The sequence below is a fragment of the Paenibacillus sp. FSL M7-1414 genome (genome assembly GCF_038003195.1).
GTDB lineage: Bacteria > Bacillota > Bacilli > Paenibacillales > Paenibacillaceae > Paenibacillus > Paenibacillus amylolyticus.
In genome coordinates this window covers 5,289,399-5,314,335 of sequence record NZ_JBBOOS010000001.1, presented here as the reverse complement: position 1 = coordinate 5,314,335, position 24,937 = coordinate 5,289,399, and the positions used below count along the sequence as shown (strand labels likewise).

The window sequence follows — 24,937 nt, the reverse complement described above, 5'->3', positions numbered from 1 at the left end:
GAGGAATATGCAACCAATATAAACTGGAAATTGGTTTGAAGTCAACCTTTAGAATAAATGAGTGGACTTGAATAAGAATGGGTTTTAAAATAACAATAGTAAATTAATCCAATGAAAGCGATTTATTTTAATAAACATACGTATAAAGGAGGATGCTCTTCTTGCCGAAGTATTTACTGCGTTTGCTCTGTTTTACCCTGATCCTCGGAGCCCTTCCGGTCATTGTTATTGGTTCGGTCTCGTATACGATTGCATCACGTGACATTGAACAGAAAGTGCGTGAGAGCAATCTTCAGATATTGCATCAGACCCAAATGAGGGTGGAACAAGTTCTGCGCAGCCTGCAATTATCATCCATCCAGTATGTTAATTCGCCCTTGGTACTACAAGCGATGAAGAAACCACTAGACAGCAGCGAATTCCAAGAGATTCGTGATCTGACCTCAGGTTTTAACAACTTGCAAGCGGTTACGAACATTGACCAAGCCTATCTGGTCAATCTGGATGAAGATTGGGTCGTTTCGATGCGTTCTTTTGGCAAATTGGATGATTTCAGCATTCGAGACCGAATTGGCTCCTACCTAAGTTATACCAACAGCCTGTTCTGGGTCACTCAGAATGCCAGTTCAGCCAAAGAAAGTGTACCTGTGTCAGCAGGTATGGGTGAACTAACACCCGAACAGGCACCTGCTCTTATATCATCGGATAATGTGGTCAGTATGGTATTCAAAATCCCGATGATACCAACCAATGTGAAACCAAAGGGATTTCTTGTAATTGATATCGCCGATACGGAACTGAGTACCTACTTGAGCCGAAATACGAATTCTGGAGATATGTACGTTCTGGATCGGGAGCAGAAGTATTTTCTGAACGATATGCAGCAAGGCGGGAAATATGACGGGCTGAATAAGGAAATTCAGGAAATGGTGCAAACGACGGGCCAGCCAGAGGGTTTCTTCAGTGCGGAGGTGGAAGGTAATCAAGTGGCGGTTAGCTATAGGCAATCTCCGCTCAATGGCTGGTTATACGTGTCCGTTGTATCTCTTGGACAGATTACGGCCCAGTCACAGAAAATTGCATTGGTTACCGGTATCGCTACACTGGTCATGTTATGTGTAACGGGATTGTTCGCCATATACGGCAGTCGGCGGATGTACTCACCGATCTCCAGACTGCTGCAATTTACGAAGGGGTTGGATTCCCCAGTTGCTCCGTCAGGACGCCGACAGGATGAATTTATCTATATTGAGGAGCAATTGTCAACCTTGTTCAGCTCGGAGAAAACGATGCGTGAGCAGATGAAGGGGCAGCATGTGCACCTCCAGGAGTTTTTTATGACCAAACTGCTGACAGGTAAAATCTCGGAAGAAGATTTCAGATATCAGGGAGAATTGTACGATTTCCCGACAGGGTGGGCGAGTCTTGGTGTACTCATGCTCCAGATCGATACCTTGGAAGGGACCCGATATGAGGAACAGGATCGCGATCTGCTGCTGTTTGCTGTCAACAATATGGTAGGTGAGCTCCTTCCTTCGGCAGTTCGGTTCACCCCGGTCATGCTGGATGATGCTCAGGTCACCGTACTTGCCTCCGAACTGACGGATGAGGTGAAACTGAAGGAATGGATGCATACTCAGGCAGACTGGATTCGCGAACGTGTCGTGACCTACCTGAATCTGCCCGTAAGTATTGGCATCAGTCGTTCTTACGCTTGTATCGGAGATACGCCAAGAGCGGTTCAAGAGAGCCGCGAGGCTCTGCAGGGCCGGGTCAGTCTGGGCAGCCGTATTATTTTGCATTACGAGGATATTCAGCCACGTGGTCAGATGGAGGCCGCGTTGTATACCCAGTTACGTATGATCGAGGATCAGCTCGCGTCTGCGCTCAAGCAAGGAGATGAAGAGAAGACGGACACCTACTTTAAGCAATATTTGGGACTGCTTGCAGACAAAAAGCTTCATTTCAGTGAATACCCCGTCATTATGGTTCAGTTATTGTCTCGTGTATATCAGCTTGTGCAGGAGCAAGGCGGGGATGTAGCCGAAGTACTGGGTGAAAAAGCATCCATGTCACATTTGCTGAAGTTGTCCACATTGGACGAAATGACCAATTGGTTCCGCAAGCGGCTGTTCCTGCCCGTCATTCGTTTCTGGCGAGAGCAGGAAGAATCCCAATACATGAATATTGCGAGACGTATGATTCGTTTGATCGAGGAACGTTATGATCGTGAATTGTCGCTGGAAGCCTGTGCCGCTGAGCTTAATTTTCACCCTGTTTACCTAAGTCGGGTATTCAAGAAGGAAGCTGGAGTCAATTTTACGGAATATCTCGCAGAGTATCGTATGGAAAAAGCAAAGACATGGCTGCAAACAACAAATCTTAAAATATCGGAGATTGCCGAGAAATTAAACTATACCAACCCAACCGCATTTATCCGTACATTTCGCAAAATCACAGGAACCACCCCCGGCAAGTACCGGGAGCAGCAGCGATAAAACAAACCTGCTCTGCCCGCCATGGCAGGCAGGCTTTTTTATGTTTGGATGAAGGAAGAAGACCACTTTTCTCTATGAAGTTAAGACAGGAATATAGAGGTTGAAAGCAGTTCATTGCGCCTTTGAACTCTGTGATATAAATGAGCTAAACCCTTGCTACATAAGGAAAAACAAAAGGCTAAAACGAGACGATAGCCAGTCATTCGTTTATCCTCCACAATGAAGACATGAATTCAGGAAGTGATATTTTGTAATCGTTTCCAATGTGGGGAGGAAGACAATATGAAAGCCGAAACGGCGGCTCGAACACGGCCCGCTACCCGCAGTGACAAAAACCTGCTGTGGAGGGACATTATCAAAAACCGGTGGCTGTATATCATGTTAATACCGGGTGTGCTTTACTTTGTTATTTTCAAATACATACCCATGTATGGCATCACGATGGCTTTTCAGGATTACACGCCTTACAAGGGCATCTTGGGAAGTGACTGGGTAGGGTTCAAACATTTCCAGCGTTTCTTCGGAGAACCGCAGTTCTGGACATTATTTCGGAATACGTTTTTACTTGCCATTTATAACATTGTGTTCTTTTTCCCACTGCCAATTGTACTGGCACTCATGATGAATGAAGTTCGCCGTGAACGCTTCAAACGATTTGTACAAACTCTTGTTTATGTTCCACACTTTGTTTCCTGGGTTGTTGTTGTCGGTGTGTTCTACATGCTGTTCACAACTGAGGGTGGTGCGATTAATGAATTGCTCTATAACCTGACTGGACAAAAAGTGGCGTTCCTGCTTGAACCAGGTTGGTTCCGAACGATGATTGTTGGACAATCCATCTGGAAAGAAGTTGGTTGGGGCACAATTATCTTCCTGGCGGCGCTTTCCGGTGTGGATACACAGCTCTATGAAGCTGCACGGATTGATGGTGCCAATCGGTGGCGCCAAACCTGGCACATTACGTTGCCGGCCATTCGCAGTACCATCGTCATTTTGCTCATTCTGCGTCTGGGAAATTTCCTGGATACAGGCTTTGAACAGATCTTCCTGATGCTAACTCCGACAAACCGGGATGTGGGCGAGGTATTTGATACCTACGTGTACACGAAGGGTCTTACCCAGGCACAGTACAGTTACAGCGCTGCTGTCGGGTTGTTCAAATCGGTTGTCGGGCTGGCGCTTGTTCTTGGTGCCAATACGCTGGCCAAAAAATTCGGGGAGGAAGGCGTCTACTAACCCTCGGGTGTAGACGTTCTTCACCAGACAGGAGTGAACATTAAGATGCAACAGGATAAAACGTGGGGCAACCGGATCTTTGATTTTCTCAATCATGGATTGCTGCTGTTGATTGGAATCGTGACGGTCATCCCGTTCATTTATATTTTGGCTGTCTCGTTTACCAGTCCGCATGAAGTGGCTAAGGGAGGATTCATTCTTTTTCCAAAAGAGTTCTCTCTGGCTGCGTACCGTTACATTTTCTCTACAGATACTTTGATTCGCAGTCTGGGTGTATCGGTCTATATTACCGTGATCGGTACCTTCATTAACCTGCTGTTTACATCACTTATGGCGTATCCGCTCTCTAGAAGATATTTGCGTGGACGCCAGCCCATTTTGCTCGGTGTATTGTTCACAATGCTCTTCAGTGGCGGGATGATTCCAACATACTTTGTCGTGAAATCTTTGCATCTGACGGATACGTTATGGTCGCTGATGCTGCCTACCGCTATTAGTGCATTTAACTTGATCGTACTGAAAAACTTCTTCCAGGCCATTCCCGATGAACTGGAGGATGCAGCCAAAATTGATGGATGTAACGATGTCAGCGTATTGTTCCGGATTGTACTGCCGTTGTCCATGCCAGCCATGGCGACATTTTCACTCTTTTACGCGGTGGCCCACTGGAACAGTTTCTTCAGCGCTGTTATCTATATCAACGATAGTGAGAAGTGGCCTGTCCAAGTCTGGCTACGTGAGATTGTCATTCTGGCACAGAGCCGAATCGGAGACACGAGTATCGAAGAGACCGAGATCCAGCCGCTTACCATTCGCATGGCCGTTATCGTGTTCTCCACGATCCCGATTATGCTGGTATATCCATTCCTGCAAAAGCACTTTGCAAAAGGAGTGATGCTGGGTTCGGTGAAAGGTTGAGTCGGCACATGGTTCAAAGTCAGTTCACTATGACTGCATAAAAAAGGGAGGTTTTCATGTTATGAAAGCAACAAAAAAGAAAGCCGTAGCTGTCTTAAGCACACTGGCACTGGTGACAGGTTTGCTGGCAGGATGCGGATCAGACGAGGGTCAGGCTGCCGAGGGCGGCGTACAAAATGTGTCCATAGCCATTGCACAGGTGGGTGATGTGCCAAGCAAAGGCAATGAAGTTCAGCAAAAGATTGAAGCGTATACCAATACCAAACTGGATATCCAGTGGATTCCGGCTTCGGCCTATAATGACAAAATCAACGTGATGATCGCTTCAAGTGATATGCCAAAAATTGTGAAGGTGCAATATAACCCAACGGTGACCAGCGCGATGCGTAATGACGTGTTCTGGGAAGTGGGGCCTTTGCTGAAAGACTACAAAAATCTGTCGGCACAGAACGAGCGTTTTTTTGACAACATCAAGGTAGAGGGCAAAATCTACGGGGTTCCTGTTTTCTCTGATATTGCGCGGGCTACAGTGATCTATCGCAAAGACTGGTTCGAGAAGCTCAATCTCAAGGTGCCAGCCACACCGGATGAATGGTATGAAACGATTAAAACACTGGCAACCTCCGATCCGGATGGAGATGGTCAGGATAATACGTTTGGACTGATGCTTTTCAAAAAATATAATGAGGATCAATATTCCTTCACGACGCGCCTTGGCGTAAGTTTTGGTGCACCTAACAAGTGGAAGGTCGAAGATGATGGCAGCTTCACGCCGGAATTCATGACACCGGAATATATGCAGGTGCTGGATCTGCTGAAACGTTTGTACGATGAGAAACTGCTGAACCAGGATTTTGCTGTATTCGACTCTACGGAAGCGGAGAAAAAGTATGATTCCGGTGTTGTGGGGATCCGTGTTGGTGTTGCTCAGAACGGAAAAAGTCAGCAAGAGCGTCTGTCCAAAAACAATCCGGATGGTGTGGTAGATATCGCTGGTTTGCTTGGAGCGAACGGAGACCGTGTTGCAGGACAGACGGGTAATTCCGGGATTCTGGCATTCCCTAAATCAACGGTGAAATCGGAAGAAGAACTCAAAAACCTGCTCTCCTTCCTGGATAAACTGATGGACCCTGAGATGGCAACGCTGTTGATGCGTGGTATGGAAGACAAACATTACACCAAAGTGGGCGAAGATCAGGTGGAGATGAGTGACTTCGATGCATTCCAGCGTGAAGTGAAGCCTTACCGTGATAATCTTCCTTATGTCGAAGGGTATAACGTACCAAAATTGAAGGATACCGAACTGGGTGAAAAAGGTACGGAACTTGCCAAGGAACTGGCGGAACACGCTGTGCCAAACCCTGCGCTGACGTTATATTCTCCAACGTATGGTGACCGTGGGGCGGATCTGGATCAGGTGATTGCCGATGCACAAACCAAATACATTATGGGCAAGATCGATCAAAGTGGCTGGGAAAAGGAAATCGAGAATTGGGGCAATGCTGGTGGAAACAAGATTCGTGAGGAATATGCCGAAGATTACAAAAAACAGGCTCAATAAAGAGCCGGAAGCGGAGGCTTGATCATGAAGGAAACACTGCAACTCACATCGGTGCGCATGGCACAGCAATTCATGGAAAGTTATCGCAACCATGAGCTGTATTCCACTTGGCATTATGAGAACGGCTGCTTACTGAAAGCGCTGGAGGAGCTGTATACGCACACGGGGGAGCAAAAGTATTTTGACTACATCCGTGAGCTGATGGATCATTTTGTTCAGGAAGATGGCTCCATTCGCTCCTATACAATCGAGGAATATAATCTGGATCAGATCAATCAGGGGAAATCACTATTCCTGTTGCACGAGAAAACGGGAGAAGAGAAGTATCGCAAAGCTGCGGAGTTGCTGATGACTCAGCTTAAGGGACAGCCACATACGAGTGAAGGCGGGTTCTGGCACAAAAAGATTTACCCTTTCCAGATGTGGCTGGATGGATTGTACATGGCTACTCCGTATCTGACCCAGTATGGCGCAGTGACGGGTGAAGAGAAGTGGTTTGACAAGGCGGCTCTGCAGCTCTTGCTGGTGGAGCAACGTACACGTGATCCGCGTAGCGGTCTCTTGTACCATGCCTGGGATGAGAGCAAAGAGCAACGCTGGAGTTCGGGTGAGACGGGATGTTCACCACATGTCTGGAGTCGGGCGATGGGCTGGTATGTGATGGCGGTTGTGGATACCTTGGATTATCTGCCGGTAGATCATCCGCAACGCGGGCAGATTGTGGGTATCTTCGAACGGGTAGCAAACGCACTTGTTCATGTGCAGGATCAACAGACCGGACTATGGCCACATTTGTTGGATCAACCGGGACGTGAGCGGAACTATCTGGAGGCTTCCGGGACCTCAATGTTTGTCTATGCATTGGCCAAAGGTGTGCGTAAAGGATATCTGAGTGGCAAGTTCAAAGCGGTTGCGGAAAAAGGGTATCAGGGTCTGGTGAAGCATCTGCTGCAAACGGACCGTGAAGGCGTGCTGTCCCTGACGCAGTGTAACGGCGGAGCCGGTCTTGGAGGAAGCCCGTATCGCGACGGGTCCTATGAGTATTATGTGACTGAGTCCATTCGGATCAATGATCCGAAGTCGGTCGCTCCGTTCATTTTGGCGGGAGTGGAGATTGAACTTTACAAGTCCAACTAACATGTACATGAGAACGGAGAGGGCAGAAATAATCTGAGGAAGCGAAGCGTTCGCCTAAAAGCTTTCTGAAAGAAAGCTGCATCGGAAGCATAGGCTTATCCCCGGATTTTCCCCTTTTTAAAAGGGAATCAAAAAATCTGGGGATAACAGCGATCTGAAGGTTGTTCTGTCATCGGAGTGGTCTATGTACATAACCTTATCCAAAAGGAGAGATGGTTCATGAGTCCAAAAGGTCCAATGTCCCGTTTAGGCGGAATCGTTGTAATTGGTGCTATGTCCGCTGGATTGCTTGCAGGTTGCGGGGGAGAGAAAGCACCTGCTGCAGGGGAAGGTAAACTTCCCATTTCCATCTCTTTAATGCAGGTAGGAGATATACCGGCCAAGGAGAACGGGATTGAAAAGAAGATTGAGGAATATACCAATACGGATGTCAATGTACAGTGGATTCCGCAGTCTGCTTTTGATGATAAGGTGAATGTTATGGTTGCTTCAGGCGAGATGCCGACCATTATGCGTGTGAATTATGTACCGACCACATTTAATGCCGCCAAAACGGGACTGTTCTGGGAACTGGGACCTTACTTGAAGGATTATAAAAACCTGTCTGCCCAATCCGAGGCTTATTTTAACAATATCAAAATTGAAGGCAAGGTTTACGGTATTCCGAACTTTCGGGATATTGGACGGACTGCGATCGTATATCGCAAGGACTGGTTCGATACATTGAAGTTGGATATACCCAAAACGCTGGATGACTGGTATGAAGTGATGCGCTCTATTCGTAAAGATGACCCTGATGGGAATGGTAAGGAAGATACGTACGGTGCACTACTCTTCAAAAAGTATAATGAGGGCGTCTCTTCCCCACTGACGCGGATCGCTGTAAGTATTGGCGGTGTTAACAAATGGGGTGTGGATGATGCTGGGAAACTGACCCCGGAGTTTTTGACCACCGAATATGTGGATACGATGAAACTCTTCAAGCGGCTGTTCAGCGAGGGACTGATTAATAGTGATTTCCCTGCCTTGGACCCTTCTGATGCGGACAAAAAAATGGATTCGGGCCTGGTTGGCATGAAGCTGAATGGTGTGGCCCAGAACGGAAAGTCCTCTCAGCAGCGGCTTACGCCTAACGCTCCAGATGGGGAGATCGATGTGGCTCCATTCCAGGGAACCGATGGTATTCGCATCGCCGGGGAACCAGGGAACTACGGAATGCTGGTTATCCCGAAGGCATCCGTTACGGACGAAGAGCAATTGAAGCAGGTTCTTACGTTCCTGGATCAATTGATGGATGAGGAATTGAGCGCGTTGCAGCTCCGTGGGTTGCTCGATGTGCATTACACCAAGACTGCGGATGGGAAAACCGAACTTAAAGATTTTGACGCTTATCAGCGTGAAGTGAAGCCATACCGGGATAATCTGTTAAGTATTGAAGGTTATAATGTACCTGAACTGGTCGATGTTCCAATTGGTATGAAAGGTACAAAGATGGCGCGTGAGAATGAGCAGTATGCCATTGCCAATCCGGCACTCACCTTGTCTTCGGCGATCTATACCGAGCGTGGTCAGGAGCTGGATCAGATGATCTGGGATGCCCAGACCAAGTACATTATGGGTAAAATCGATGATGCAGGTTGGGAGCAGGAAATCGCAAGCTGGAGAAAAGCTGGTGGTGATCAATTGATCACGGAATTGGAAGCATCATACAAGGAATTGAACGGGAAATAAAGCTGGCTGAAATAAAAAAGGTTGATCAAATGGAATGATATGGTTTATTCTATGAGTGAGTTCATTTTTCCAATATCATAAGAAAGACCACACCCTTAAAGCATAAGGCTATGAATCTGCGGATTCATGGCCTTTTTTTGTGTTTTAGGCGAATGAAGTGGGTCTATGGAAGGAGGGGCGCACGCCTTGAAGTGATGGGGATGGACGAAAAATAATACCAATAGCCTAGGTCGACATGGTAGAATATTGATTATTATGGCAAATTTAGGTTTTGGTTGTGAAGAGAAGACTAGGTTGACTAAGTAAAGCATCCCCATACTAAGGTACATAGGAGCGTGAGTAGATTGAAGAAGCAGATTAAAGGACACGAGAAGAAGAAAAAACGGAACGGTTGGATCGTCGGGTTATTAACGACAGCTGTATTGGCAGGAACACTATTGCCCGTTGGCCCCGTACATTTGACGTCAACAGCGAATGCTGCATCGGGAACAAGTGACACTGCCCTTAGCAAGTTCAAGGATATCAAGGGCCACTGGGCTCAAGCAACGATTGCCAAAGCGTATGAAAAAAACTTGATCTCTGGATACCAGGATGGAACGTTTCGTCCTAATGGCAAAATCACGCGTGGAGAATATGCGACCATACTTGCCCGTGCGACTGGACTGGAGAAGGTAGAGGGGCAGAATCCCTTTGCTGATCTCAAGGGACATTGGTCTGAAGCGGCGGTTATCCAACTTGTTGGACAAGGATTCATTAACGCTGGCGATTATGCCAAAGGGTTCAATCCAAATGCGGAACTGACACGTTACGAGATGATGAAATGGATTGCCAATGGACTGATCAAGTCCGGAGCCAGCTTCCAGGATGCTTTTAACGATACAAAAAATACGTTGCTCCCCACACCGGAAGTGAACCGCGGCACCATTCGTGCTGAGCAGATTCCGTATCTTGCCCTTGTTCGTGGGACAGGTATTGTCGGTGGATTCCAGGATGGCACATTAAAACCCGCGGATTCAACCACTCGTGCAGAAGTATCGGCCATTTTACTGCGTTATATGGATGTGGAGGGCACGGATGCGGGGAAGTACAGTGATCTGAATGAGATGAGAGAGGTCGGCACGACGGGTACGAATTTAACGACTATTAGTAATTATAGGTACACTAAGAATTCAGTCAAAGTTAGTGATATATCAAAAGAAGAAATTAATTTATCCAATAAATCTGGTGTAGTTACACTCCATAGATATATCGTCGTGGATGTTACCCAAGGTAAAGCAAAAGGTATCTATGCACCATTATTTATTGGTCCAGAAACTCATCTTTTCAAAGGTAATTATATGGCTTTTGCAGATATATCTTTTACATCCAAAATTGATAAATCCAACTTAATCACCTTCAATGGAGGCTTATACAATGGTTTTTTACAGTTTAATCGATTGGATCTTAAGCACACCTCTAAGAACGGCTTAGTTACTATTCCGGAAAGTTCGAGAGATATGATAAAAAAAGATGTGAAGAAGAGATTTTGGGTCACATCCGTTTTGGATGGAAAAAGGGGGGCGTATATCTTTAACGAAAAAAGTAAAAATGTTCTACAAATTCAAAATATGTAAGTAGTATTAAATGGTGGTGAAGTATTATTGTGGGTCCATGGTGAGAAAAAATCCTTAATTGTTATCTTAATTTTTCTTTTTAATATACTATGTTTGAATTTATCTTCGCCTATAGAAGCTGCAGGCTCGGATCCGTATGGGCCCAAGAAACAAGAAGTTTCTAATACAATAGAGTCGTTAGAAAGGGTAGCAAATCCAGGTGTTTATTGGTATCAGCTTGATAATGGTAGCTTCAGGGCAGACCATACTAATGGACCAACTTACTCGGATAACCTTAATAGCAATTCTTGTTCTAGACCATTCCCGGCTGAGAAAGAAATACCTAACGAAGTCGATTTTTCCAGGTGGCCTGCTGAACATTGGCCAGAGTTCCAATCCCAAAGAATTACACAGCGAATGGTTGAAAACATTCGGATTAAGAGCGTAGATTATCAAACAAGCAATAAGCAGTTATTCTATACTGGGGTTGGTACTACGGTTATAAGAGAAGGTAGTACTATAGTAAAAATCATTACCAAAACAGGAGGTTCACACCAAGTAACTGAGTGGGATGATTATGAGAATGGTGGTAGAACAAATCAAGGTTGTCTCAAGCAAGTGGTAGCCTACCATACACCAATGGATATCATCTGGAAAGGTGATCTGGTTGAAGAAAAAGAAATCGATGTAACACCGGATTCGGTTTTGACTATTGGACAAACAAAGCAGATGAAAGCCGAAGTTAGCACAAGACATTATGGCGAAACAGATTTTAATGAGGGCATTGACGTATCCCGCAGGGAAGCAGAGATCAAATGGTTTTCTTCTGACGAGACGATTGCGAGTATAGAGTTGAAAACAGGGATGTTAACGGCCGAAAGTCCGGGCACGGTCACTGTGCGTGCAATCTGGAACAATGGTACATACCTTATCTCGGATACAGCCACCATAACCGTTACGTCTGAGCCAGGACTCGTGGTGAATTTGCCAAATGCTTGTAAAGCCAATACAACACCACTACAGGCGGAAGCAGTTCTAACCAAACCGGATCGCTCTGTTCATAAACTGACAGCTCATCCTAAATTGACGTGGCAGAGCTCGAATCCGGCTGTGGCAACGATCGGTGCTGATGGCAAAATCACGACAAAAGGGATCGTGGGTAGCACTACCATCAGCGCTCATTTTCTTGATTCTGCTCAGCAACTGGATGAACAAGGGACTCAGGTGCTTGAGGTGAAGGACTGCACAGATGATGGAGAAGGTGGTAATGATGGCGATCCGGGGGGTGACCCTGCTAACGCTTGCCCTGTGACCATCAGTCCACCGAGTAGAGGTACGGTTATTGAAGCATCGGTTATGGACCCGTCTGTTCGAGGTGTGTTGAAGGCAGATGATCGGGGATCTGGGAAGTTTGATGTTACCCGTGGTATTCCAACTTCGGAAGATCTCTATGCCAATGTTTTGGCCAAGGAATATCTGTTTCAGCACCGTTGGGTTAACATGACAGGAACGGTGACTTACACCGTTAAAGTGAAAAGGGTTTATCATAAAACCTGGACGATCCCAGGAAGAGCCTCTAGTGGTGAGGGTGATCCAGGGACACCTCCTCAGCCCAGAGAACGTGATGTGCCCGGGGATAAAACTATGCAAGTAACAAGGACATATAGCTATTGGCAGATCGATAACCTGGAGGTATACAAGTTAAATGAGGCCAAGGTATCTAACTATGCGCTAGGCGGTTATGGTGACACCGTGACCCTTATGCCCAATGCATATACAGCACCGACTTTGCAATCGGCTATGGATACTGCGGTTACCAATCATGTGAAACCTGCGCCATGTCGAGAAATTGATCTTGGCATCAAAGGGGTTCCTGGTGGTTCGGATGAACCGCCTACGCCAGATGAAACGTCATTGTTTCAATCTGAAGCTGAAGCGGAGGTTAGAGAGAACACCGTTAATAACGACAAGGTAACCTTTAATGGAGCGACAATTATGGATCCTGCTCCTGTGACCAAAACCGCTCCGCAACCGGGAAGTATCTCCCAGCCTGGCATGATCGGAGACGATGTTCTGTACCAGAACCGGCTGACGATCAAAAATACATTGATGAACAAAGCTAACCAGCCAACCACGGGTGAGATTACGTATGGACTGCTCCCTGGTAATGTTAACGGAGGTCAGGATCAGAAGTTCCCCATTCTGGGCATCAACTCGGTGACAGTACATACTCCAGTTGTGAACTATGCCTGGGTGTCAGATGATCAGCCGCATAACCAGAAGACCACGCCTGATCCGACAAGAGCTGCACTTATTTTAGAGCGTCCGTTTATTGTACGCATCCCAACTTCAGGGCAGCATCTGGATGTAGCGAGTTACCCTGGTTATGGAAACCATGATTATGCGAAATATTTCCGGATCAAACAGGTTCGTTTCCCATTTGATGTCTATAACAGTGCCAGAAGTCAGTTTATTCCGGCCATGACATGGGTGGATATTCCGGTAAATCAGTTGGACACTCCTTTTTATCTTCCTGTATGGGTGGATGAAGGGAATTACCAGATCGAGTTTCGAAATATCGCCGAAAATGCACCTGCAAACTACACAGAACAACAGGATGCCAATACGAATCTGACTCATCATGTCGCAGCAGATACCGTTGCTGTAGACGTTATCGGACGATTATATGATTTTCACATCACCGATATTTCAGACTACAACTGGGAGAATGTGTTCCGTAAGCGGATAGGCAGCCCCGAACCAACGGGTGTAAGCTACTGGACCGGAGGAAACAGTATAGACGGAGATGCCCGAGGTAATTTGGCTCCCTATGTCCTGCCTATTCGTCCCGGCAGTCATCCGGTACAGGGGTTCCGAAATGCTGCAGTGAAGACGGGTTACCATTTCAAGTTTGATCTGAAAACCAAGGGTAATATGTTTGGGAAACAGGATGGTATCCGAATCACGCCGACGTTCTCTTTTGTGAGTAAAGATGGCACCACCAGGCAAGGAGTGGATTTATACTACCATCGAGGACAGGAACGACTCATTCGTATTGGATCGGCACAAGATTTAGAAAAACGCTTTGTTGTCCTGAACTCACGTTTGCGGAATGTCCCCGGTTCGGAGTTAGGTGATACAGCGCGTTATCAGTATACCTATGAACTGTCGGCGGAGGAACGAAATCAGGGTACAATGGCGGAACATATGGTTCGTTTCGTGGATCAGACCTCTCATCATAAAACGTGGGTAGGTCGTTATGACTGGATGATTCTTCCTTCACAGATCCGTACACTCATTGGCCCAAAAGCAGATATTCCCTCCAGTGTTAATGTGGATCGGGCGAATGCAGCGATTCAGCGCTGGTATGGGGAATATAGCTTGCCAGCAGATGTATATGCTGTACCCAAAGGAACCGATCTCGAGTCGCTTTCCAGACAAAACCAGTTGGATGAGAAGGCAATGGTATTTCTGAGGGACGGTTACATTGTGGTTAATTTCAATATTGAAACATTGCGCAGTGGCAATACGAGTGCACCGCATCTGCAATATATTCATGCACCGTTGATGAATCAATGGCAAATGGAAGGTTTTGATAACAACCCGGTAGATGGTCAGGGGAGAAGCTGGTCGATGCAAGATGGGGACGTGGTTTTGTACCATGCCGATCAATCCAGCCGTAATGATTTCCAATCCCAGGTACCACATTAGAGAGATATCGTTTTACTTATAAAGAAGGCAGGCGTAATGTGAATCTACATGACGTTTGTCTTCTTTTGTGTAATTCGGATTATGGCTGGGCAGCAGAACGGGTATAAAGGGTAAGGAGCATTCTTTCCATCCATATTCATTAATTTTCTCAACGAGAGGGGAACCACACATATGATTGAAGAGAATAAGCAGGAAATGTTGATTTCAGAAGATACATACGAAGGAAGAGATCTGGGTGTCACATTAGAAGCACAAGCCTGTCGCTTCAAAGTCTGGTCACCGTTAGCAGTTCAGATGGAACTACTTCTGTATCCACCTTTGACAGGGGGGAGCCCGGAGGAAGAGCCCAATCAACGGAAACAGCAGGCGCTACCTATGCAAAAGAAAGAACAAGGCATCTGGGTTATGGAACTGGAAGGTGATTTAAGTAGCTACCGTTACATGTACAAGCCTACTTTCGAAGATGGACATTCAACTACTGCTGTAGATCCCTACGCCCGAGCAGTGACCATGAATGGAGAAATGGGTGTAATTGTGAGACTGGAGCAGACACATCCGAAGGGATGGAGTGAGGATATTCGCCCGGAATTGACCAGTTCTGTAGATGCAGTCCTGTACGAACTGCATGTACGTGATTTTTCCATTCACCCATCATCTGGTATAACGAATAAAGGCAAATACATGGCTTTCACCGAGACGGGCCTGCATGATTCGGAGGGCAACACACTGGGGATCGATCATTTGGTTGAACTCGGGATTACCCATGTGCATCTGCTCCCAGTATTTGATTTTGCGACGGTGGATGAATCCAGGGTGGATGGTGATACGTCTGATGCCTCCAACTATAACTGGGGATATGATCCGCTCCATTACAATGTACCGGAAGGTTCCTATGCATCACGTGCAGATGATCCGGAGACACGAATTCGTGAGTTCAAATCCATGGTGCTTGCCCTTCATAACAAGGGAATAGGTGTCATTATGGATGTGGTATATAATCATACGTTTGATACGGCAGGCAGCTCTTTTGAAAAACTTGTACCAGGGTACTACTATCGTCAAAACGCCGATGGGACCTACAGCAATGGTTCAGGTACGGGCAATGAGGTGGCTACTGAACGCACCATGGTTCGCAAGTTTATCATCGACTCGGTCCGTTACTGGGCAGAGGAGTACCATGTGGACGGTTTTCGATTTGACCTGATGGGTCTGATCGACACAACTACGATGAAACAGCTTGCAGCGGAGTTGCACGCCGAAGTATCCCCATCCATATTGTTATATGGTGAACCATGGGGCGCACTGGATTCTCCTCTTGGAGATGATATGACCCTAAAAGGAACGCAGCGCGGAGCTGGTTTTGCTGTGTTTAACGATAATTTTCGAGGAGTGATCAAGGGAGACAGCGATGGCATGGGTACGGGATTTGCGACGGGCGCGGACGGGAAAGAAGACGAATTGTGGACTGGGGTCCGGGGAGCCATTCAGGATTTTACGGATGGTCCATCCGAGACGATTAACTATGTAACCGTGCATGATAATCTCAACCTGTGGGACAAAGTTGCACGTACACAAGGAATCCACGATACCTTGAATTTCCTCACCTATGACGAGGATGGAAGTATTCGTGGATGCCAGAGTGTGGAAGAGGCCGTAGAGAAGGCTAAGCCTTACCTGCAGATCGATCCAGAACACATTCTGGAGAATGAGACCGTTAGGCGTTGTCTGCTTGCCAATGGTATCGTTTTAACCTCCCAGGGTATTCCCTTGATCGCTGCTGGAGATGAGCTACTTCGCAGCAAATATGGGGACGCCAACAGCCACCAGAGTGGAGACGTAGTCAATGCCATACATTGGGAGCAAAAGCAGCTGTTCAAGCCGGTGTTTGACTATTATCGTGGGCTGATCCGTCTTCGGCGAGAACATCCAGCCTTTCGGCTTCGTACACGGGAAGAGATCGAGAAGCATGTTCGTCTAATAGAAAAAGGCAATGGGCTGCTAGCCTATGAACTGAACGGTACAGCAGCCAGCGATCCTTGGGAACGTATTGTTGTCATCTATAACGCGGCAAAAGAAAACCGTGACATCTCTGTCCCCACAGGGACATGGAATGTGATAGTAGAAAAAGGACAAGCAGGCGTTGATACGATACGCACCATACAGGACGGAAAGGTAAATGTGAATGCGATATCCCTAACGGTGATGTATTCGAATTCCTAATGAACGGAATGCTTGCCAAGAATTGAAGGGTATCAACAAACCATTAGTAAAATCGCTAACAAGGCCACGTTCTAGATATCCAATCAAATCTAATCAAATAAATTGAGATAAAACAAATCCCTCTTTCCCGTAAGAAAGGGGGGATTTGTTGATGCGTCAGAAACCAATGCCTTGGTCGCAGGGCTATACATCGTCATGTCTGGAGCTTTTTTTATACTGTGCACCTGTTGGTGCATTTTAATCTCAACCAAATGACATCCTGCAATTTATTCTCGTATATTCCAAACTTTTTTTGTCGGGACAGGTACAAATGCTGTCAATCTATGGCGCTTGTTTTCATATCCTATATTTTGAAAGCGATTGCTAATTGAATACGCAAATTGGACCGATATGATGAGTACAGACAACCCCGGGTTGACAAACAACGTCCCACTCCGTAACATCGGGACAACACGAAATCAATGGATATAAAGGCGGTGGGAACGATGCCGGAATGGACTTCTTTTTGTTACGAAGGCAACGATCTTGGCTTAACATATACTCGTGCTGCAAGTACTTTTAAATTGTGGGCACCTACGGCACAACAGGTTTATATATTGATTTTTAACGATGAAGGGCATTACAACGATAGTGGTAAAGTACAAGATCATGAAAATGGGCAGGAACATTTCTTGACACGTGATGCGGACGGAATATGGAGTCTGAAGCTCAGCGGCGATTGGGCAGGACATTATTATATGTACCGAATTATTCATGATAATCAGCAGATTGAAGTGGCTGTTGATCCTTATGCCAGAGCGGTAACGGCTAATGGGCAACGAACGGCTATTATAGATCCGGAGACCACCAATCCGGTCGATTGGGACCTGGATGTCAAACCTGCTTTTCTGCGTCCTGTTGATGCTGTGTTATATGAGTTGCATGTCCGTGATTTCTCCTCAGACCCACATGCAGATATTCCGTATAAGGGAAAATATCTGGCATTCACGGCATCCGGTCTGACGGATAGAGCAGGCAATAGTATTGGCGTAGACCATCTTGCCGAACTGGGAGTTACTCATGTACATCTTCTGCCTGTGGCGGATTATCAGACGGTGAATGAACTTGCTACGGCAGAAGTGGGTTCAAATGTCAGAGCACCATACAACTGGGGGTATGATCCCCAGCATTATAACGTTCCCGAAGGTTCGTATGCTACCGACCCTCGTGATCCTGCAGTTCGAATTCGGGAGCTCAAATCACTCGTTCAATCGCTGCACAGACAAGGCATTCGCGTTGTACTTGATGTTGTCTATAATCACACATATAGCGTGGAAGAGGGTCCTTTTGAACGGATTGTACCAGGCTATTATTACCGTTATCGGGAGGATGGCACCCTCAGTAATGGTTCTGGTGTAGGCAATGAATTGGCGACAGAACGTCCAATGGTGCGAAAATATATTCTGGATTCTCTCCGATATTGGGCAGAAGAATATCATGTGGACGGATTTCGATTTGACCTCATGGCCCTGATTGATACGGAAACGATGAATGAATTGACACGCGAATTGAAGGAACAGATCGATCCGGCGTTTCTGATCTATGGGGAACCCTGGATGGGTGGAGATTCACCTTTGGACCGTAAAACATTAAAAGGAACCCAGCGAGGTCAGGGGTTTGCTGTATTTAATGATCATTTTCGCAGTGCAATCAAGGGTGATAGTGATGGCAGTGGCAGAGGGTTTGTCACGGGTGCCGGAGGACAGGAATATGAGCTTATTAGGGGATTAGCGGGAGCATTGGATGATTTCACATCTTCACCTGTTGAAGTTGTCAATTATGTAACTGCTCATGACAATCTCAATCTGTGGGATAAAATTGCGACAACAATGAACCTTAGACATGAATTAGGATTTCCCGTATGGAAGGACGGACAGCCCGTGGGTGGAGGGAGTGCTGAGTCCGCGGTAAAAGCAGCAGATCCTTATCGGTTTGTGGATGCAGATGATGTTTTGAATCATGAGATGGTTCGTCGCTCGTTACTGTCCTCCGGCATTCTGCTTACTTCTCAGGGAATTCCGTTTCTGCATTCAGGGGATGAGATGCTCAGATCCAAAGCCGGTGATCATAACAGTTATCGGAGCGGGGATGCGGTGAACGCCATCACATGGGCCAACAAATCACGGTTCAGACCAGTGTTTGATTACTATCGTGGTCTTATTCATTTGCGGAGAACACATCCCGCTTTTCGTATGATCGATGCTGAACAGGTACGAAATCACCTTCGTGTTATTCGTGCGGATGGCAATGTAGTTGCCTTTATACTTCAGAATGGTGCGAATCAGGACACCTGGAATCAAATTATGGTCATCTATAACGGAACGGAGCATCAACAGCATGTTGACCTGGGGGAAGGGGACTGGCATGTTGTAGTCAATAATCATCAGGCAGGCACAGACGTGATCGAGACTGTTCGTGGTACTGTTCAGGTAGAACGATGGTCTTTAATGGTACTGTATGACACAGAGCATGCTGGAGGCGCTGAACCATCAACAGTGGAGATTAGTTTTCCTCGCCAGGTATATAGTCCGAAGGAGACCACTCAACTACGAGCGATCGTACGGGACAGTATTGGCAATGTGGTGGAAAAAGCTCCAGTTACTTGGACTTCTTCTGATCCGGATATTATTCAGATCCAGCCTGATGGAACAATCCATGCATTGGAACGAGGGGAAGCTTCGATTACAGTCCACTGTGGGGACATAACGGCAAGCTGTATGTTACAAGTGGATTATCGTCATGCTGAACGAATTGAAATTGTGGGTGAACCTGTCATGTACATGACTCGAATCAGTCGCTTCCGTGCCTTGGTTCTGGATCAATTTGGTCAGCCGCTTCAGGATTCCAATATACGCTGGAGCTCTTCTCATCCAGAACTTGCAGCGGTGAGTGCAGCAGGGATCGTACGTGCGATGACACCTGGAGTAACCCATATTATTGCTGAAGCTGGAGGAATCCGGGCAACGCTTGCCGTGACGATTCATAAACAGATTTCGCGAACCGTCACGCTTCGATACGAAAGGGAAGACCAACATTATGAAGGTTGGGATGTCTGGGTATGGGGCACAGGTATGGAGGACGGAGCAGTACGGCTGGAACAAGTCGGAAATGCCGCCGAAGCCCGCTTCCGCGTTGCTCCGGGTCTGCATCACCTGGGATTGATCATTCGATTGAACGAATGGGAAGCTAAAGATACGTGCGGAGACCGTTACGTGGACATTGTACCTGAAGATGGGGATGTGCACATTATTGTCCGTAGCGGATCAGACGAGATGCAGATCATTCGTGAAAGCGAAAAAACGGAGGATCGTGATAGCGCATAGTTTCTTAATTTATAACGTCGAACGTAGTTCGTCAAAACCTTGTTAAACCAGCAGTTGGAAGAGATTCCGACTGCTTTTTTGGTCTGATTATAAGCCGCATAACTCGCCAAAAAATAATTAATTGTCCTGTTTCGTGTTTGAGATCCTCTATCATTGGGGTAAATATAGATATGGCCCACGATTCGGCCAAAGGAAAAAAGACCATCATGGTCTATGAGATAAGCCTCAGTGCTTTCCAACAAATATAATGTAGTGATCCCTTGAAGGAGGATGTTCAATCATGAAATCCAACGGAAAAATGGCTCAACTTACAGCAACGCCAAGAACGGAAAAGAAAGGTGCAGCACTGCGCCTGTTAAGACAAGGCGGACGAGTTCCCGCAGTCGTTTACGGCCCGGGACTTGAAGGTGCTTCAATACATGTAGATGAAAAAGAAATGCTGAAAGTGGCACGCACAGGCCGCTCCGAAATGTTCAACCTGAATGTGGAGGGCGGTAAAACGCTTCCGGTGCTGATCAAGGATCAGCAAGAGCGTAACGGACGTTTGCTGCACGTAGACTTTTTGCAAATTTCCAAGAACAAGCCGATCAGCGTAAGTGTATCGATCGACTTCCAGGGTACAGCGGCCGGCTCGAAAGCTGGCGGTGTATTCCAGACACAGGAGACACAGCTGGAAGTAGAAGGATTGCCTGCAGATCTGCCAACGTCCATTGAGGTGGATGTCAGCGGATTGGATATTGGCGATCGCTTGACTGCTGCGGATATCAAACTCGATAAAGGTTTGACACTCGTAACATCACCTGAATCCATCATCGCTTCCGTCATGCCGCCACAAGCGGCTGAGGAAGAGCCAACGGCCTCTGCTGAGGAAGCTGAGCCGGCAACTGAAGAAAAAGCTACAGAAGAATAAGCCAAGCTACGGGATCTTGCCAGATCTCATGCTTAACCAAAGCCCAGTCCTAGTGACTGGGCTTTTTTATTTTCCGAGCAAGAGAGTTCAATAGGCACATCGTTCGCATGAAAAATGAGATTGTACTACAATACATGTTAAAGGGTTAGAAAGTAGGTTTAATTCAATGTTTGATCCAACGGTGTATGACAATCTGAAAGTCGGGTTTGAGAATTATCTCTATGATATGGATAACCTGGACGAACGTATTCAGATTACGGGGCGTAAAGATCGGCTGGAGATGGCAGTGATGTCCAGAGAGTTTACATTACAATTCTGTCTCAGAGATCGCCCGGAAGTAACAGGGGAAGTTGTATTAAGCAGTTCCCTTGAGGAGCTTGCAGCGGAGATCCTGGAGACGCCTGGTGCGAGTCCGGGTTGCCGCTTGGAGCTACGGTTCAGTATGGTTGTGAAGGATCCTGAGAAGCAGTGCCCGGTTATTCGTCCGATATTACAGAAGAGCTGGCCTGAGCAGAGGATGTGCCAGAACATCAAGTATATCTTTGATGAACAGCCAAAAATGTATAACGTCACGGCTCACGTTTATTTTGACCGCAGTGTGAATGAAGACCAGATGGGGGACATTCCTGAACTCTGTGAGCATATGGCAAATGTGATGAATCAATTATTACAGTTGCATAACCAGTAATTCCGAGAAAAGCCTTGTCTCTTTGTGGAGATCAGGGCTTTTTTTGTACTATTTTTAGAAAATTGTATAGGCTTTCAGGCTTAGGTTTAAGGTCTTTTGGGTTAATGTTTTACGCAAGCAAGTAAGAGAATGTATATTAAAAGGGGGTAAGAGTGCAATTGGACTATACAAAAATGGTGAAATTGCGAAAATAATATTGGGACTAAAGATTTAGTTCTGTACTAAAGGAACTAGTTTTCCTTGCCGATAAAATATCGAAGGGGAGAAACTACATGACAGAGAAATTAATTCGTCTGCTGCGTATACTTCAGGCTATACAAGCAAATCCTGGAATTTCGGCCAAGGAGTTGGCGCTGAAATGCGGTACGACTGTACGCACGATTTATCGTGATCTCCGGATTTTGGATAGGGTCGCCCCGATTATGAATGAAGGATACGGCAAGGGTTACCGATTTATTGGTGAGTTTGCGATGTATCCATTAGATTTTACTGAACAGGAAGCGATGGTCTTCTCCATGCTGCCGTCCGTAGTTGATACCTCCAAGTTACCTGCTGAGTTTGATTCAGCGTTTGACAAGGTCATGTCGGCTCATACCAAATTAAAATCAAGAAACAGTGACATTGTAGAGAATATTGCGGGAATTATTCGGATGGGCACGCCAGCTTATCGCGAGGAAGGAAAAGACCCTAATTTGCTGATTCCCATTATCGAATCCATTCTAAGCCAGCAAACCATTCGTACTCAATATCATACGCTGACAAGAAATGAGATCACAGTCCGGGATATCGATCCCTATTATCTCATTCCACGTGATCAACGTTTTTATTTGATTGGATACTGCCATTTGCTGCAAAAAGTTCGATTGTTTCGGATCAGCCGTTTTTTGGATGTGACACGAACAAATGCCGGTTTCGACAAGGGTGATTTCAACATAACGCAGTATATGAAGAACACATGGTCTATTGACCGTGGCGACGAAAATATCCATTTCAAGGTAAGATTCTCTGAGAAAGTGGCCCCCTACATAAAAGAAGAAGAAATGTTTGTTCGCCCGCGAATGACGAATATGTCCGATGGGGGATTGTTATTTGAAGTGACACTGAATAGCAGCAGAGAATTTTTGAAATGGTTGTATCAATTTGGGCCCGAGGCAGAGGTACTTGAACCTCGTGAGTTTCGTAGAGAGATACGCAGGCAACTTGTCGAGTGGTTGGAACATTATGAAACCGATGTATCATTGTAAAAATTTTAATCATGGAGAAATACAGGAAAAAGGAGCAGGTAATATGAGCACCAAATTATTCGCAGCTATGTATGGGATGGACCACTACCATGGAGTACAGGCTTTACATGTGGGGGATACCGTGTATCTTGTCAAAGATCCAGATAATCGTTTGGATCATCAAGCGATTAAGGTTGTTATTCCCCCGATCGGAGCCGTAGGTTATATCGTTAATGATCCACTTGTCGTACCTCATGGATGTTGGACCGGGACGGCATTCTACGATGTATTTCATCAACTCACGTGTGCCAAAGTACGATTCATGATGAGAGATATGGTTATTATGGAGTTAATTGAGATGAGTCACATTCCTGTTCCGCAGATGGATTCTTTGATTAAGGGATGGCAATTTCGTGAAAAAGCTTGATCATCGTAACAAAAGAAGGCTCATTTACGGATGAGCCTGGTATAGGTCGCTTCCAGATGCATGGCTGTTCTTGCCCAACTGAAATATGCCCTTGCGCTGTCTCGGCCAGCCTTTCCTAACTTCTCGGCAAAAGTGGGATTGCTTGCAAGTTTGTACAGGTAAGAGGTGAAACGTTGAGGACGCTTATAAGCGGTGACAAGGTATCCATTGATTCCTGATTCAATAATCTCACGGATACCTCCGTTATCCGAAGCAATAACGGGTAATCCTGAAGCCATCGCCTCAACATTAACCAGGCCAAAAGCTTCATGTTCTTGAGACGGACAGACCAGACAATCCACTGCCCGATACAACTGATCGATATGCTCATGGTTTATCTGACCACGGAAGGAAACATGGACCTTTTGTTTATGGGCAAGCTCGCGAAGTTTACGCATGTAATACGGAGGTCCTTTGCCTGCAATAATCAGTTGAACAGGCATCTGTTGCTGAAGGAGGGCAGTCGCACGAATTAATACGTCTACACCTTTTCCAGGGATCAGCCTGCCGACATACAGAATAGAGAATGGTTTAGTTACTCCAAATTGTGTACGCAGATGAATCTGTTCTTCGCTGGATTCAACAGGCCTGAAGCGGCTTAGATCTGCACCCAATGGAACAACACTCATCCGGTGTTTTACCAACGGAAATCTGCGGCCTAACCTTTGTCGCAGGGAATGACTGTTGACGGCAATCCAATCAGCTTTTCTCATTAATGTGAGTTTGGAAGGCCCGGGCTGAGCAAACGTTAATGAGTGAAGATAGAGTACAACGGGAGTGCGTGGAAAAGCTCGTTTGATGGTAGCCATACTTCGTGGCCTGTTATCCACTTGAATTACATCGTAGGGTTGTTGGGATAACAAACGTATGACTGCTTTGGTGTACATGACAGGACTCGACGCAGGGACGCGTTGAATGGTGATCCCATCGATCTGTTCTGTGGCGGCGAGACCTTGCATTTGACGACTTATAATGGTCACCTGATGGCGTTGGGCTAGTTCACGAGCGATGCCCAGGATACAGATTTCCACGGAACCATTACCGGGCAAAGGCAATTTCTCGGGTGCAACCATAGCTATTTTCATGATCCGGCTCCTCCTTGTCCGACATCTGTAACAATCTTCGTCATATATCTTATGAGAAGTTAAAGCATTTGGCTCCTGCGAAATGGTAGGTGAATCACCCATATAAGCGAGCAGGAATAATCTGCTGCATGGCATCAAGCGAGATATTCAGCTTTTGTGATATACTGTACGGGAACAAATGAATTCGTTACATGTATAAAAGCAGGAGGAAAATAATGTTACATTCTACGCTGGGGCGCTTCCGGCTAATGTTGTGGTTGCAGGGCATTTCGTACGTGTTGTTACTGTTTGTTGCTTTTCCGTTGAGAGATGCCGGGGTTATGCCGCAGGCTGTCACATGGTTTGGGAATCTGTACGGTTTTTTGTTTTTAATGTATTTGTTATTTATGGTGACTATGTACACCTCACAGAAATGGCGTCTGCGTCGTCCAATTGCTCTGTTCTTTGTTTCTTTCATTCCACTGGGGAATATGATCTACGATGTTGTCGTATTCCGTAAGTTGTATCGTCAACTAAATAAAGCTTGACTTTATTTAACGTTATGAAATATGATGAGTACAGGTTAAACAACCCGTTCCAACTAAAACTACATATTCCTG

The 24,937-nt window shown here is 46.2% G+C and carries 16 protein-coding genes; 15 read left to right on the top strand and 1 reads right to left on the bottom strand.

What is annotated here, in order from left to right; all coding sequences use genetic code 11:
* Nucleotides 1–161 precede the first annotated feature (161 nt).
* The 14 genes from MHH92_RS23065 to MHH92_RS23000 all read left to right on the top strand — a co-directional run bounded on the left by MHH92_RS23065 (nt 162) and on the right by MHH92_RS23000 (nt 23,214).
* Complete coding sequence (locus MHH92_RS23065; RefSeq protein ID WP_253502768.1) at nt 162–2,498, top strand: AraC family transcriptional regulator; 2,337 nt, start codon at nt 162–164, stop codon at nt 2,496–2,498.
* A 282-nt stretch (nt 2,499–2,780) separates the two neighbouring features.
* Nucleotides 2,781–3,734 (top strand): ABC transporter permease, encoded by a 954-nt coding sequence (locus MHH92_RS23060; protein WP_017686861.1) that lies wholly within the window; start codon nt 2,781–2,783, stop codon nt 3,732–3,734.
* 45 nt (nt 3,735–3,779) lie between these two features.
* A complete protein-coding gene (locus tag MHH92_RS23055; protein ID WP_036617041.1) occupies nt 3,780–4,652 on the top strand; it encodes a carbohydrate ABC transporter permease in 873 nt (290 codons plus the stop codon).
* A 61-nt stretch (nt 4,653–4,713) separates the two neighbouring features.
* Entirely contained in the window at nt 4,714–6,213 is a 1,500-nt protein-coding gene (locus tag MHH92_RS23050; protein WP_340906568.1) for an extracellular solute-binding protein, read from the top strand.
* Between the two features lie 24 nt (nt 6,214–6,237).
* A complete protein-coding gene (locus MHH92_RS23045) occupies nt 6,238–7,350 on the top strand; it encodes a glycoside hydrolase family 88/105 protein (protein WP_340906565.1) in 1,113 nt (370 codons plus the stop codon).
* A 219-nt stretch (nt 7,351–7,569) separates the two neighbouring features.
* On the top strand, nt 7,570–9,081 hold the full coding sequence (locus tag MHH92_RS23040; RefSeq protein WP_051447457.1) for an extracellular solute-binding protein: 1,512 nt from the start codon (nt 7,570–7,572) through the stop codon (nt 9,079–9,081).
* Nucleotides 9,082–9,416: 335 nt separating this feature from the next.
* Complete coding sequence (locus MHH92_RS23035) at nt 9,417–10,694, top strand: S-layer homology domain-containing protein (RefSeq protein WP_445744683.1); 1,278 nt, start codon at nt 9,417–9,419, stop codon at nt 10,692–10,694.
* A gap of 396 nt (nt 10,695–11,090) precedes the next feature.
* Nucleotides 11,091–14,384 carry a DUF5704 domain-containing protein gene (locus MHH92_RS23030; RefSeq protein ID WP_340906559.1) on the top strand — a complete coding sequence of 1,098 codons (3,294 nt, stop codon included), beginning with the start codon at nt 11,091–11,093 and terminating at the stop codon, nt 14,382–14,384.
* Nucleotides 14,385–14,555: 171 nt separating this feature from the next.
* A complete protein-coding gene (gene pulA, locus MHH92_RS23025; RefSeq protein ID WP_340906557.1) occupies nt 14,556–16,604 on the top strand; it encodes a type I pullulanase in 2,049 nt (682 codons plus the stop codon).
* A gap of 485 nt (nt 16,605–17,089) precedes the next feature.
* Nucleotides 17,090–19,966, top strand: a complete 2,877-nt coding sequence (gene pulA, locus MHH92_RS23020; RefSeq protein ID WP_340906555.1) for a type I pullulanase — start codon at nt 17,090–17,092, stop codon at nt 19,964–19,966.
* Between the two features lie 280 nt (nt 19,967–20,246).
* Nucleotides 20,247–20,876, top strand: a complete 630-nt coding sequence (locus tag MHH92_RS23015) for a 50S ribosomal protein L25 (RefSeq protein WP_036617054.1) — start codon at nt 20,247–20,249, stop codon at nt 20,874–20,876.
* Between the two features lie 166 nt (nt 20,877–21,042).
* Nucleotides 21,043–21,564, top strand: a complete 522-nt coding sequence (locus MHH92_RS23010) for a hypothetical protein (RefSeq protein WP_340906553.1) — start codon at nt 21,043–21,045, stop codon at nt 21,562–21,564.
* 272 nt (nt 21,565–21,836) lie between these two features.
* Nucleotides 21,837–22,808 carry a helix-turn-helix transcriptional regulator gene (locus MHH92_RS23005; RefSeq protein WP_047844031.1) on the top strand — a complete coding sequence of 324 codons (972 nt, stop codon included), beginning with the start codon at nt 21,837–21,839 and terminating at the stop codon, nt 22,806–22,808.
* A gap of 43 nt (nt 22,809–22,851) precedes the next feature.
* Nucleotides 22,852–23,214 carry an HIRAN domain-containing protein gene (locus MHH92_RS23000; protein WP_237176987.1) on the top strand — a complete coding sequence of 121 codons (363 nt, stop codon included), beginning with the start codon at nt 22,852–22,854 and terminating at the stop codon, nt 23,212–23,214.
* Between the two features lie 20 nt (nt 23,215–23,234).
* Here the strand turns inward: MHH92_RS23000 and MHH92_RS22995 are convergent, their stop codons facing one another.
* The gene (locus MHH92_RS22995) at nt 23,235–24,338 is read right to left on the bottom strand and encodes a glycosyltransferase family 4 protein (RefSeq protein ID WP_036617060.1); all 1,104 of its coding nucleotides are present in this window, start codon (nt 24,336–24,338) and stop codon (nt 23,235–23,237) included.
* A gap of 215 nt (nt 24,339–24,553) precedes the next feature.
* Between MHH92_RS22995 and MHH92_RS22990 the strand changes: the two genes are divergently transcribed.
* Entirely contained in the window at nt 24,554–24,865 is a 312-nt protein-coding gene (locus tag MHH92_RS22990) for a DUF3817 domain-containing protein (protein WP_036617062.1), read from the top strand.
* The last annotated feature ends 72 nt before the right edge of the window (nt 24,866–24,937 follow it).

Bases quoted from the DNA above. Each gene is read 5' to 3' on its own strand.
- MHH92_RS23060 (WP_017686861.1), top strand. From the start codon at position 2,781: ATGAAAGCCGAAACGGCGGCTCGAACACGGCCCGCTACCCGCAGTGAC.
- MHH92_RS23055 (WP_036617041.1), top strand. From the start codon at position 3,780: ATGCAACAGGATAAAACGTGGGGCAACCGGATCTTTGATTTTCTCAAT.
- MHH92_RS23050 (WP_340906568.1), top strand. From the start codon at position 4,714: ATGAAAGCAACAAAAAAGAAAGCCGTAGCTGTCTTAAGCACACTGGCA.
- MHH92_RS23045 (WP_340906565.1), top strand. From the start codon at position 6,238: ATGAAGGAAACACTGCAACTCACATCGGTGCGCATGGCACAGCAATTC.
- MHH92_RS23040 (WP_051447457.1), top strand. From the start codon at position 7,570: ATGAGTCCAAAAGGTCCAATGTCCCGTTTAGGCGGAATCGTTGTAATT.
- MHH92_RS23030 (WP_340906559.1), top strand. From the start codon at position 11,091: ATGGTTGAAAACATTCGGATTAAGAGCGTAGATTATCAAACAAGCAAT.
- pulA (WP_340906557.1), top strand. From the start codon at position 14,556: ATGATTGAAGAGAATAAGCAGGAAATGTTGATTTCAGAAGATACATAC.
- pulA (WP_340906555.1), top strand. From the start codon at position 17,090: ATGCCGGAATGGACTTCTTTTTGTTACGAAGGCAACGATCTTGGCTTA.
- MHH92_RS23015 (WP_036617054.1), top strand. From the start codon at position 20,247: ATGAAATCCAACGGAAAAATGGCTCAACTTACAGCAACGCCAAGAACG.
- MHH92_RS23010 (WP_340906553.1), top strand. From the start codon at position 21,043: ATGTTTGATCCAACGGTGTATGACAATCTGAAAGTCGGGTTTGAGAAT.
- MHH92_RS23005 (WP_047844031.1), top strand. From the start codon at position 21,837: ATGACAGAGAAATTAATTCGTCTGCTGCGTATACTTCAGGCTATACAA.
- MHH92_RS23000 (WP_237176987.1), top strand. From the start codon at position 22,852: ATGAGCACCAAATTATTCGCAGCTATGTATGGGATGGACCACTACCAT.
- MHH92_RS22995 (WP_036617060.1), bottom strand. From the start codon at position 24,338: ATGAAAATAGCTATGGTTGCACCCGAGAAATTGCCTTTGCCCGGTAAT.
- MHH92_RS22990 (WP_036617062.1), top strand. From the start codon at position 24,554: ATGTTACATTCTACGCTGGGGCGCTTCCGGCTAATGTTGTGGTTGCAG.